The 11,997-nt window shown below is 70.6% G+C and carries 12 protein-coding genes; all 12 read right to left on the bottom strand.

The window, feature by feature from the left end:
• Positions 1-73: 73 nt before the first annotated feature.
• The 12 genes from OG730_RS04170 to OG730_RS04115 all read right to left on the bottom strand — a co-directional run bounded on the left by OG730_RS04170 (position 74) and on the right by OG730_RS04115 (position 11,878).
• Positions 74-940 (bottom strand): fumarylacetoacetate hydrolase family protein, encoded by an 867-nt coding sequence (locus tag OG730_RS04170; protein WP_327302873.1) that lies wholly within the window; start codon positions 938-940, stop codon positions 74-76.
• A gap of 34 nt (positions 941-974) precedes the next feature.
• A complete protein-coding gene (locus tag OG730_RS04165) occupies positions 975-2,012 on the bottom strand; it encodes a cupin domain-containing protein (RefSeq protein ID WP_327302872.1) in 1,038 nt (345 codons plus the stop codon).
• A gap of 23 nt (positions 2,013-2,035) precedes the next feature.
• Positions 2,036-3,250, bottom strand: a complete 1,215-nt coding sequence (locus OG730_RS04160; RefSeq protein WP_327302871.1) for an FAD-dependent monooxygenase — start codon at positions 3,248-3,250, stop codon at positions 2,036-2,038.
• Positions 3,251-3,373: 123 nt separating this feature from the next.
• Entirely contained in the window at positions 3,374-4,009 is a 636-nt protein-coding gene (locus OG730_RS04155; protein WP_327302870.1) for a CoA transferase subunit B, read from the bottom strand.
• On the bottom strand, positions 4,009-4,764 hold the full coding sequence (locus tag OG730_RS04150) for a CoA transferase subunit A (RefSeq protein WP_327302869.1): 756 nt from the start codon (positions 4,762-4,764) through the stop codon (positions 4,009-4,011). The genes OG730_RS04155 and OG730_RS04150 overlap by 1 nt, the downstream gene beginning before the upstream one ends.
• Positions 4,765-4,852: 88 nt before the next feature.
• Positions 4,853-5,608, bottom strand: a complete 756-nt coding sequence (locus OG730_RS04145; RefSeq protein WP_327302868.1) for an SDR family NAD(P)-dependent oxidoreductase — start codon at positions 5,606-5,608, stop codon at positions 4,853-4,855.
• Positions 5,605-6,576, bottom strand: a complete 972-nt coding sequence (locus OG730_RS04140) for a fumarylacetoacetate hydrolase family protein (RefSeq protein ID WP_327302867.1) — start codon at positions 6,574-6,576, stop codon at positions 5,605-5,607. The genes OG730_RS04145 and OG730_RS04140 overlap by 4 nt, the downstream gene beginning before the upstream one ends.
• 199 nt (positions 6,577-6,775) lie before the next feature.
• Positions 6,776-7,714 (bottom strand): VOC family protein, encoded by a 939-nt coding sequence (locus tag OG730_RS04135; RefSeq protein ID WP_327302866.1) that lies wholly within the window; start codon positions 7,712-7,714, stop codon positions 6,776-6,778.
• A gap of 13 nt (positions 7,715-7,727) precedes the next feature.
• On the bottom strand, positions 7,728-8,732 hold the full coding sequence (locus OG730_RS04130; protein ID WP_327309145.1) for an amidohydrolase family protein: 1,005 nt from the start codon (positions 8,730-8,732) through the stop codon (positions 7,728-7,730).
• A 23-nt stretch (positions 8,733-8,755) separates the two neighbouring features.
• Entirely contained in the window at positions 8,756-9,886 is a 1,131-nt protein-coding gene (locus OG730_RS04125) for an FAD-dependent oxidoreductase (protein WP_327302865.1), read from the bottom strand.
• A gap of 34 nt (positions 9,887-9,920) precedes the next feature.
• The gene (locus OG730_RS04120) at positions 9,921-10,883 is read right to left on the bottom strand and encodes a cyclase family protein (RefSeq protein WP_327302864.1); all 963 of its coding nucleotides are present in this window, start codon (positions 10,881-10,883) and stop codon (positions 9,921-9,923) included.
• Positions 10,883-11,878: a fumarylacetoacetate hydrolase family protein gene (locus OG730_RS04115; protein WP_327302863.1), complete on the bottom strand. Its 996-nt coding sequence runs from the start codon at positions 11,876-11,878 to the stop codon at positions 10,883-10,885. Before OG730_RS04115 ends, OG730_RS04120 begins: the two co-directional genes overlap by 1 nt.
• Between the last annotated feature and the right edge of the window lie 119 nt (positions 11,879-11,997).

Raw genomic sequence — 11,997 nt, 5'->3', positions numbered from 1 at the left:
GTCGGTCCCGCTCTCTCGGGTCCAGGCGGCCGAGGGCCACCGCGCCGGCACCACCTTGCGCGTGACCGTTCGGTCAGTGGTCCCTACGGCCGGGACGCTCCTCGTACGGGGTGGCACGGGAACCGTCGACGCCGACCTCCAGGCGGCCGACCCGCTCGATCTCCACGACCACGCGGTCTCCGTGACTCAGCGGGCCGACTCCGGCGGGGGTGCCCGTGGCGATCACGTCGCCGGGGTGGAGGGTCATGACGGAGGAGGTGTAGGCGATCAGGTCGCGGATGCCGTAGATCAGGTGGGCCGTGTTGGTGTGCTGTCGGGTGGCGCCGCCCACGTCGCAGCGGAGGTCGAGGGAGTCCGGGTCCGGGATCTCGTCCGCGGTCACGATCCAGGGGCCGATGGGGGTGAACGTGTCGAACGACTTGCGGGTGGAGCGGTCTTCGCCGGAGCGGACGGTGATGTCCAGCAGGCACGTGTAGCCGAAGACGTGGTCCAGGGCCTCTTCGGGGCTGACGTCTGCGGCGGTGCGGCCGATGACGACGCCGAGCTCGCCTTCCTGGTCCGTGCGCTTGTCGGAGTAGGGCAGGAGGATGTCCTGGCCCGGTCCGATGACCGACGAATTGGCCTTCAGGAAGACTCCGAGGTCGGCGACCGACGTCGAGTACTCCATCTCAGCTTTGTGGTCGAGGTAGTTGACCGGTGCGCCGATGATCTTTCCAGGGCGGGGGAGCGGGGCTTCCAAGACGGCCTCGGCGAGCGGGATCCGGGTGGGGCCGTCGAGGTCCAGGTCCATCGAGCCGTGCCGGTCGGCGGTCTCGATGTGGTGGTGGAGTGCTCCGGCCGCGCCGAAGGGGCCGGAGCCGGCGAGCAGTTCGGTCACGTCGACGAGGTCGTCCCCGTCGAGGAGTCCGATACGTCCTTTGTTGAACAGGGCCAGGCGCACCGTGGCCTCCTTGGTGAAGTGTCGGATGGGTGGATCAGGCGCCGGGGTCGGCGTCTTCCGTGCGGTAGAGGCCCAGGGAGCGCATGACGGGCTCGTCGCTGTAGGAGAACAGCACGGCGTCGTTCGAGGACGAGCTGTTGAGGTGCCGGTAGGACGTCCAACCGGGCACGGCGAAGGTGTCGTTCTCGGACCACTCCAGCCGCTTTCCGTCCACGATCGTGGCGCCTTCTCCGCGTACGACGCTGAAGATGGTGGAGGCGGTCTGCCGGCGCCCGGCGCCCCGGAAGCCCGGGCGCAGCCGCTGGACGCGGCAGCCGACCGTGGGCATGACCGGACCGCCGGTCCACGGGTTGGTGTATTCGAGGACGATGCCGTCGACCTCGCTGCCTTCGGCGGTGTCGGCGACGGCGTCCAGGGCCCGTTGGGTCTCTGTCCAGGTGTAGCGGGTCACGGGGGAGTGGGGTCCGTCGGGGGTGAGCCAGGCGGGGGTCAGCCGGCCGTGCAGGAATTGCTTGCTGCCCGCGTCGTCGGGCCGCGTGACGGGCTGGAGCCGCTGGGGGTACTTCTCGTAGAAGCCGGCTTCCAGGGCGTTGACGAGCGGGTAGTCGAGCGCGTCGAGCCAGATCATCGGCGCGTCGCCCTCATGGGTGTGGTCGTGCCAGTGCCACCCGGGGGTGAGCAGCAGGTCGCCCGGGGACATGAAGACGCGCTCGCCGTTGACCGTGGTCCACGCGCCGCTGCCCTCCAGGATGAAGCGGAACGCGTTGGACGTGTGCCGGTGCGCCTGGGCGGTCTCTCCGGGCAGGATGATCTGCAGTCCGGCATAGAGGGTGTTGACGGTGGCCGGGGGATCGCTCAGACCGGGGTTCACGAGCATGAGCACGCGCCGTTCGGCCTCCTCCAGGGAGAGGGTCCGGGAGAAGTGCAGCAGGTGGGGCCGCAGTTCCTGCCAGCTCCAACGGTGGGGAACGGCACGGCTCTTCGGCTCGGCGGGAAACAGGTTGCCGTAGAAGCGCCACAGCGGCGCGGCTCCCGAACCCTCCAGCGCCTTGTAGACGAGTTCGTCGTTCATGGTGTCCTCCTGCGGTGGCGGGATCACGGGGCGGGAACGGAGGCTGGGGCCGGCGTCCACACCCAGGACATGTCATCGAAGTCCTCGGACGAACGGGTCGAGAAGAGGGCGTTGCGGAGGGTGGCCCCCATTCCCTCCAGGTGGCAGATCTCGCCGAAGCGCCGGGCGTTCGTCTGGACGAGCGCCGCCCGCTGACGGCGCTGCCCGGCGTACGCGGCGAACGCGTCGGCCGGGTCGGTGAACCCGCCGAGCGCTTGCCCGAGGGCAACGGCGTCCTCAAGTGCCTGGCAGGCGCCTTGGGCCAGGTACTGGAGCATGGGGTGGGCGGCGTCGCCGAGCAGCACGATGCGGCCGTGCACCCAGTCGTCGATGGGCAGACGGTCGTACAGGGGCCAGCGGCGGTCGCGTGCCACCAGCGGCAGCGCGTCGCGGACCGGCTGACAGGCTCCGGCGAACCGTTCTTCGAGCTCGGCTTCGGAGCCCCAGGCATCCGAGTCCGGCGTGTAGCGGTCGCTCTCGAACACGGCGACCTGGTTGTACAGCTCGCCACGCCGCACGGGGTACTGCACCAGGTGCATACGGGGCCCCGCCCAGACCATCACCGCTTCCGACGCGGCGTGCTGCGACATCCTGCCCGTCATGCTCTCGGCCGGCAGGGCCCCGCGGTACGCCACGTAGCGCGAGCAGACCGGTTCGCCGTCGCCGACCAGGGCCTGGCGCAGGCGCGAGTGGAGGCCGTCGGCGGCCACGACCGCGTCGGCGGTGAGTTTCGCCCCGGTGCCGGCGAAGCGCAGGTGGACTCCTGCGCCGTCCTGCTCGGCGTGGGTGACGGTGTGACCGGTGCGGAGCGTGATGGCGGGATGGTCCCGGCAGGCGTCCAGGAGCGCGGTGTGCAGGTCGGTGCGGTGGGTGACCAGGTAAGGGTGCGTGAAGCGTTCGGTGTACGCCGCGCTGCGCAGGTCGAGGGAGGTCACCTCGTCACCGGTCAGAGCATCCATCATCACCAGGCGCGGTGGGGCGACGGCGTTGCGCTGGACTGCCGGGAGGACTCCGAGCTGTTCCAGTGCGGCGGACGCGTTGGGCGCGAGCTGCAAGCCGGCACCGATCTCGCCGAACCGGGCGGAGCGTTCGAGCACCGTGACGTGGTGGCCGGCGCGGGCGGTCGCCAGCGCGGCGGCCAGTCCGCCGATGCCGCCGCCGACGACGGCGATGCGGAGTGGGGTGGGGAGTGCGGACATGAGGCCTCCTTGGGGATCGGAGCAGAACGCAGGAGAGGGGAGGCGGAAACCGTCACGCCGGATACGTCGTACGCACATCGTTGGTGTACGGACTATTGCGGCGAGTTCACCTCGGCGTCACGGCTAACGCTCCGTGCGGACCGGTGCGTGGGTCCGGGCGATGATCTCGGCGATGGTGACGCCTGGAGCCGTCTCCACGAGAGCCAGGCCGTCTTCGGTGACGTCTAGGACGCCGAGGTCGGTGATGATGCGGTGAACGCACCGCTCGCCCGTGAGGGGCAGGGAGCAGTCTTCGACGATCTTGGGGCTGCCGTCCTTGGCGGTGTGCTCCATGAGGACGATGACGCGGCCGGCGCCGTGAACGAGGTCCATGGCGCCACCCATGCCCTTGACCATCTTGCCGGGGATCATCCAGTTCGCGAGGTCCCCGTACTGCGACACCTGCATCGCGCCCAGGACCGCCGTGTCGATGTGACCGCCGCGGATCATGCCGAAGGACAGGGCGGAGTCGAAGAACGAGGCGCCGGGCAGCACGGTGACGGTCTCCTTTCCGGCGTTGATCAGGTCGGGGTCGACCTCGTCCGCGACGGGGTAGGGGCCCGTGCCGAGGATGCCGTTCTCGGAGTGGAGGACCACGTGGACGCCGGGTGGGAGCAGCCCTGGGATGAGGGTGGGCAGACCGATGCCGAGGTTGACGTAGGAGCCGTCGACGAGTTCGGCGGCGGCCCGGGAGGCCATCTGGTTGCGGGTCCAGGGCATCAGGGACGGACCGTCCTCTTCTCGATGGGCTTGTCCGCCGCCTGCGGCGGGGTGAGTTCCACGACCCTGCGGACGTAGATGCCGGGGAGGTGCACCGCGTCGGGGCTCAGATCGCCCGGTTCGACGAGCTCTTCGACCTCGGCGATCGTGATGCGGCCGGCCATGGCGGCGAGGGGGTTGAAATTGGCCGCGGACTTACGGAAGACGAGGTTTCCGTGCCGGTCGCCCCGCCAGGCCCGTACGAGGGCGTAGTCGGTGGTGATGCCGTGCTCCAGGACGTGCCGGCGCCCGGCGAACTCCCGGGTCTCCTTGGCAGGCGACGCGACGGAGACCGAGCCGTCGGGAGCGTAGCGCCAGGGCAGTCCGCCGGAGGCGACCTGGGTGCCCACGCCGGCCGGGGTGTAGAAGGCGGGGATGCCGGCGCCGCCGGCACGCAGGCGTTCGGCGAGCGTTCCCTGTGGGACGAGTTCCACTTCCAGCTCGCCGGCGAGGTACTGCCGGGCGAATTCCTTGTTCTCGCCGACGTAGGAGCCGGTGACGCGCGCGATGCGTCCGACGGACAGCAGGACTCCGAGCCCGCGTCCGTCGACCCCGCAGTTGTTGGAGACGACCCGCAGGCCGTCCGCGCCCTGGTCGAGAAGGGCGCGGATCAGGACCTCGGGTACACCGCTGAGACCGAAACCGCCCACGGCCAGTGAGGCGCCCGGCTGGATGTCGGCCACCGCCTCGGCGGCGCTGCCCATGACTTTGTCCATCGTGTGTGCTCCTTTCATGAGGCGACACCGGGCAGGAGGAAGGACCAGGCGCCGTCCGATATCAGGGCGACCTTGCCTTCCACGCGCATCACGCCCCACCCCCCGGGCGCAAGGCGTCCGAGACGGACTTGACGCCGCCGTGAGCGGTGAGACCGCCGTCGACCGGGATCTCGGCGCCGCTGATGAACGACGAGTCGTCGGAGAGCAGGAAGACGACCAGTGGTGCTATCTCGCCGACGGTGCCGGTGCGTCCCAGCGGGGTTTCGCGGATGTTGGCCTCGCGGAAGGCCGGGGCCGCGGACGCGGTCATCTCGGTTTCGATGTATCCGGGGTGGATCGTGTTGACGCGAATGCCGCGCGGGCCGAGTTCGAGGGCGGCGGTCTTCGACAGACCGCGCAGCGCCCATTTGCTGGTCGTGTAGGCCACCGGGTAGTGCGCGGTGACGGCCGCCGACGAGCCGACGTTGACGATGGAGGCCCCGGGAGGCATGAGCGGCGCGAGGTGCTGGATTCCGAGGAGCGGCCCGGTGACGTTGACCGCGTGGACGCGGGCCATGTCCTCGGCGCGTACCTCGCCGAGGCGGGCGCGCCAGGTGATGCCGGCGTTGTTGACCAGGCCGTGCACCTGGCCGTAGGTCTCGCGCAGTTCGGCGGCGAGGCCCGCCCAGTCCTCCTCGCTGCTGACGTCGAGGTGTCGGCAGCCGCTGCCGGTGACCACGTCGGTGGCGATGACGTGGGCGCCCTCGCGGGTCAGCGCTTCTGCCTCGGCCGCACCCTGGCCGCGAGCGGCGCCCGTGACCACCACGACCTTGCCCCGCAGTCTCTGGGGCGCCGCAGTGGTCACGGCCGCTCCCGATTGCGCCGGCGGCCCGCGGGCAGGGGTACGGGCTCGGTCCCGGGAACGATGGTGTTGGTGAGCGAACCGATGCCCTCGACCGTGAGGGTGACGGTGTCGCCGGGCACCAGCGGTGGCGGGGTCTGCGCGCCGCGCAGGCCCCAGAGTTCGGCGAGGCAGCCGCCGTTGCCGCAGGTGCCCGAGCCGAGGACGTCGCCAGGGCGTACGACCGTGCCGCGCGAGGCGTAGGCGGTCATCTCCTCGAAGGTCCAGCTCATGTTGGACAGCAGGTCCTCGCCGACGGTCACGCCGTTGATCTCGGCTCTCAGCGCCAGGCGCAGGAAGCCCTCGGCGTCCCGGTGCTGCTCCAGCTCGTCGGCGGTGACCAGGTAGGGGCCCAGGGTGGTGGCGGTGTCCTTGCCCTTGCACGGGCCGAGGCCGATCTTCATCTCGGCCGACTGGAGATCGCGGGCGGACCAGTCGTTGAAGACGGTGTAGCCGACGATGTGCTCGCGGGCCTGCTCAGGTGTGAGGTCGCGGCCCTCGCGGCCGATGACGGCGGCCACTTCGAGTTCGAAGTCGAGCACGGCCGCGCCCGGCGGCACGGGGATCCCGTCGAGCGGCCCGTAGATCGCGTGCGGGTTGGTGAAGTAGAAGGTCGGGGCGGCGTACCACTGCTCAGGCACACCGGCCCTCCCCTCCACGGCACGCCGGACCCCCTCGACGTGCTCCTCGAAGGTGACGAAGTCCCGTACGGCCGTGGGCTGCACGGGAGGCAGCAGGCGCACCTGGGAGACGTGCGGGCCGGGCGGTACGTCGCGTGCGGCCGCGCCGGCGTCGAGGAGCCCGGGGAGACCGCCGGTCTGCTCCAGCAGGGTGGTGAGCGAGGAGACGCCGGCCAGGGGGAAGAGCGTGCCGTCCGCTTCCACGACGCCGACGTGGCGGTGATGGTGGTGCTCGTAGGAGGCGAAGCGCATGTGCGGCTCCCGGTAGGAGTGGTCGGCCAGTGGGGTACGGCTGCTTCGGCCGATGTCGGTGCGGGAGCCGCGGTGAGGGCTCGCACGGGTTCGCGGGCGGGGGCCGGGGAGGGTTCGCCGGCGTCGGGGTCCGGGGACGCGGAACTGTGTGTCAGGGCAGCTGACAGGGCCGCCGCATCCCCGGAGCCGGGTGGGAGGATCAGACCGGCGGGGCCACGAAGACACCGCGGTCGGGGTCGTTGAACGACTCCTTGGCGACGATCTCGTTCATGGCGTTGGCGGTGCCCCACTGGTCGGGCACGTCCGGGTCGGAGAAGTCGTAGACGTGCGGATGCCAGCTGTCCTCGTCGAGCAGCTCCAGCTCCGTCGTGTACTCGACGGTGTTGCCGTGCGGGTCGAGGAAGTACGTGAAGGTGTTGTCGCCGGCCATGTGGCGGCCGGGGCCCCAGATCTTGTGGTGGCCCGCCCTGATCACGCGGCCGGAGCCGCGCATGTACTCGTCGATGCCCCGCATCTCGAAGGAGATGTGGTGCAGGGAGGTGTGCGGGCCCTTGGCCAGCGCCATGGAATGGTGCTGGTTGCTGATCCGCATGAAGTGCATGACCTCGCCCATGTGGGGCGAGCTGAGGGTGTCGGAGAGACGGAAGCCGAGGTGGCGCTCGTACCACGCGCGGGTGCGATCGAGGTCGGGGGAGTTCAGGACGACGTGGGAGAGCTTGACCGGGATGGCCTCCTTCTCCTCGATCTTGCGGTGCTGCCGCACCGCGACGTCGGCGGAGACCTCGATGGTGCGCCCGTCGACGTCGAAGAAGCGGAAGCCGTAGCCGCCGCCGGGCGTGTCCACGATTCCGGGCCGCGAGATCAGCTGGACGCCTCCGGCCAGGAGCCGCTCGGCGAGGGTGTCCACGTCGGCGGGTGCGGCGGCGCCGTAGGAGACGAGGTCGAGCCGCTTCTCCTCGGCCTTGCGCAGCCGCACCACGTACTGCTCCGGGGAGCCCTCGGCGGCCAGGAAGGAGACGCCGGAATCCTCGGCGACCTTGGTCAGGCCCCAGACGCCGGCGTAGAAGTCGAGCTGCTTTTCGTAGTCCGGCACGGCCAGGTCGACGTGCCGCAGGTGGGTGAGCAGACGTGCGTTCATGGTGGGTACCTCCTCAGACGAGGGCGAGGTTCAGCAGGGTGGCCGCGTTGCCGCCGCGGACGGCGTCGAATGCGGTCTCGGGCAGGCGCGCGGCCCTGAGGGCGGCGACCGGGTCTTCGGTGCCCATGTCGAAGGGGAAGTCGGATCCGAGCAGGACCCGTTCGGACCCGACGACCCGGACCAACTCCCGCAGGACGTCGGGGTCATGGACCAACGAGTCGAAGTAGATCCGCCTGAGGTAGCTGCTGGGCGGGTGCAGGCAGCCGGAGCGCGCGTCGGAGCGGGCCGACCAGGCGTGGTCGGAGCGTCCGATGTGGGTGGGCAGGTAGCCGCCGCCGTGGGCCGCGATCAGCTTCAGGCCGGGGTGGCGGTCCAGTACGCCGGAGAAGATGAGGTGGGAGAGCGCGACGGCGTTCTCGGTGGGCTGGCCGACGGTGTTGGACAGGTACCACCGGTCCAGGCGCTCGTCGAGCGTGCAGCCGAAGGGGTGCAGGAAGACGATCGCGCCCGTTTCCGCGGCCCGCGCCCAGAGGGGCTCGTACGCCGGGTCGGACAGGTCGCGGCCCGGTGCGTGGCTGGAGATCTCCACACCGGCCAGTCCGTGTTCCACGGCGTGGTCGAGGGCTTGTGCCGCCTGTTCCGGGTGCTGGAGGGGGACGAGCCCGAGTCCGCGCAGCCGGTCGGGTGCGGCCGCGCAGTGGGTCGCGGTTGCCTCGTTGGCGAGCCGGTACACCTTCTCGGCCGTGTCCTCGTCCGCCCAGTAGTGATAGTGGGAGGGGGACGGACTGACCAACTGCACGTCCACGCCCTGCGCGTCCATGGCGGCGAGCCGTACGGCGGGGTCGGTCAGCCGGGGGATGCGGTCGCGGACCATGGGCCCGCTGACCGCGAGCGTCTCGGAGCCGTTGCGCAGGGCATCGAGGGCCCTTGCCTCCGCCAGTCCCGGCAGGCCGGCCACGAGGGCTTCGACCTCCGGCAGCAGCACATGGGCGTGCACGTCGATCGTGGGCGCGGTCAGCGGCTCCGGCCTGGGCACGCGGCTCACGGCAGCTCCCGCAGCATCGTCATGGTGCGGCCCATCAGGCCCGGCACGTCCGCGTCGCGCACCCCGTCGAGCTGCCACTGCCCGATCTGTACGGACGCCTCCACGACGGGGCGGACGCGGGCGATCCGCCGCTCGTAGAACGCCTGGAGCAGAGCGTCGTCCCAGTCGTCGGCGCCGGCCAGCATCTGCGCGAGCACCCACGCGTCTTCGAGGGACAGCGCGGCACCCTGCGCGAGGGTGGGCGGGCAGCAGTGGGCGGCGTCGCCGATGAGGACGACCCGGCCGCGGTGCCACGAGCCCTCGACCAGCATCTGGTCGAACCAGGTGTAGTTGACTTGTCCGGGGTCCGTGATGTTCTCGGCTATCTGCGGCCAGAAGCCGCCGTAGGCGGAGGCCAGTCTGCGCATCTCGTCGGCGTACGACTCCGGCGGGATGGATGCCCGGTCCCGGTTCGCCTCGACGACGTACGCGTACAGGGTCGTGTCGCCGGTGGGGCAGTAGCCGGAGATGTACGCCGGTCCGCCGTAGGCGAGATCGGTGCGGGTCACCTCGGCGGGGCGCGGCGCGGAGATGCGCCAGATGGCCATGCCGGTGGGCTCGGGCTTGGCGGTGACGCCGATGGCCGCTCGGGTGGCGGAACCGAGTCCGTCGGCCGCGATCACCAGGTCGTAGCGCTCCTCCGTACCGTCGGTGAAACGGACGGAGACGCCCTCCGCGTCCTGGTCGAGGATCTCGGCCCGGGTGCCCAGGCGGACCCGGGTTCCGCCCGCTCGGACGGCATCGATCAGGATCTGCTGGAGCTCGGGCCGCTGCATGCCGAGCGTGGCGGGCAGATCGTCACCACCTGTGCGTAGATCGCGGTGGACGTGCAGGACGCTTCCGTCGGGCGCGGTGATGCCGACGGAACCGAAGCCGAAGCCGGACGTCCTCACCTGGTCCCAGACACCCAGTTCGCGCAGCACGCGCAGGGCGTTGCCCTGGAGGGTGATGCCGGATCCGGCGGTGGCGTTCCAGTCGGCCTTGGCCTCGACCAGGTCCACCGAGAAGCCGGCGCGGCGCAGCAGGATCGTCACGGCGTTGCCGGCCGCACCGCCGCCGACGACGAGGACCGTGCGGGTTTCGGTCATGGGAACTCCCTTGTTCCTCGGATGAGTTGGCGGACTACTTGACGGCTATCGGATTGATCGGGGACCCGACCGCACCGGTGATCGGCAGGGGAGCGGCGGTGAGCCAGAACTCGTACACGCCGTCGGCCGCGCAGTCCTCGGCCAGGGAATCGAGGTCCCACATCTCACCGATCAGCAGACCGATGTGCGGGATGGCCACCTGATGCAGGGGCTGGAAGGCGTGCTCGAACTCGTTGGGGCGCACCTCGAAGCCCCAGGTGTCCGTGGCGATCGCCGCGATCTCGCTGCCGTGGAGCCAGCCGGCACTGGTGAAGGACAGGCCGGGGGCCGGGCCGCCCGCGTACTCGCCCCAGCCGTCGCGGCGTATCCGGGCGAGCTGCCCGGTGCGTACGAGGACCAGGTCCCCGCGCCCCACGGCCACGCCCTGGGCTTCCGCGGTGGCCGTCAGGTGCTCCGCGGTGATCGCGAAACCGTCGGGCAGTTCACCGTCCTGGCCGACGGCGCGGCCCACGTCCAGCAGCACTCCTCGCCCGGCGATCTGGTGAGCCATGTGCTCGATGCCGGTGACCAGATCGCCCTCGGAGGTGACGACCTTCTCGGCGGGGCGGCCGTTCCACGCCTTGCCGTGGTCGAAGATGTGGCCGAGCCCGTCCCACTGGGTCGAGCACTGCAGCGGCATGGCGATCACGTCGTCGGCGCCGCCGATGCCGTGCGGGAGGCCCTGGTTGCCGAGGGCCGCGTCCGTTCCGGTGTCCAGCATGGTGTGCACCGGATTGGTGCGCCGACGCCAGCCCTTCTGCGGGCCGTTGATGTCGAAGCGCTGGGAGAGCGAGAAGCTCACACCGCGCCGGACGAGTGCGGCGCCTTCACGGCGTTTGGCCTCGTCGAGGAAGTTCAGTGTGCCGAGTACGTCGTCCGCGCCCCAGCGGCCCCAGTTGGAGCAAGCCTTGGCGGTACGGGCGATCGAACCCTCGGGGTCGCGGCGGTCCAGGCTCATCACGCCTCCGCGATACAGCGGGTGCGCTGCGCGCCGAGGCCCGTGATGGCGCCGTCCATGACATCGCCGTCGCGCAGCAGCCGGCCCCAGTGCATGCCGTTGCCCGCCGGGGAGCCGGTGAGCACCAGGTCGCCGGGGAGGAGCCGGGCGGTCTGTGAGATGTAGGAGACCACGCGGGCCACGCTGAAGATCATGTCCTTGGTGGACTCGTCCTGCATGGTGTCGCCGTTGAGCTTCAGCGTCAGCCGCAGGTCACCGGTGTCCGCGATCGACTCGGCGGGCACGATCCAGGGCCCGAGAGGGGTGAAGCCCGGCGCGTTCTTGCTGCGCAGCCAGTCGGTGCCGATCTGCGGCATGTCCCGGCGGAAGACGGTCGACCGGTCGGTCAGATCGTTGGCGATCGTGTAGCCGGCGACGCGTTCCATCGCCTCCTCCACGGAGACCCGGTAGGCGGGACGGCCGATCACGGCCGCCAGTTCCAGTTCCCAGTCGGGCTTCTCGGCCCAGGCGGGGAGGGTGACGTCGTCGTACGGGCCGGTGAGGGAGCTCGGCAGGCCGATGAAGACGTAGGGAAGGTCCTCGGCCGCCCGGCGGTCCATGATCTCTGCAGCCTCCGCGCGCCGTTCCTCCTCGGAGCGTTCGTCATCCGGGGCCCGGTGCGCCACGTGCAGGTCGATCACGTGCTGCCGGTAGTTGGCGCCCGACTGGAACACCTGGCGAGGCTCGACCGGCGCGTGCACCCGGTGCTCCGAAAGGGGCCTGCGATCGGTGCGGTCCTCTTCGGCCAGGGCCCGCAGCCTCGGCAGCGTGGCCTCCCAGTTCTCCAGCAGACCCACGGCGGTCACCTGCGCATCGCCCAGGGCGATCCGCAGGTCGAGCACCTGGGCGTCCGGGGTGAGCAGGGCGGGGAAGGCGGGCCCCTCCGGGACGGAAAGCGTCGCGAGGGCGAAAGGTCCGGCAAAGAGCGCGGACGGGGATCCAGGTTTCACGGACATGTCCTCCTGATTGCGATGGGACTAATCTGGACCTGCCACCTTGATCAGGGAAATCGATTGTTCGGATGGTTGTCATCCGTCGGATGGATACCCCACGGTCGGCGCCCGAACAGCAAGGG

The sequence above is a fragment of the Streptomyces sp. NBC_01298 genome (assembly GCF_035978755.1).
Taxonomy (GTDB): domain Bacteria; phylum Actinomycetota; class Actinomycetes; order Streptomycetales; family Streptomycetaceae; genus Streptomyces.
This window is presented reverse-complemented; position numbering and strand designations above follow the sequence as displayed.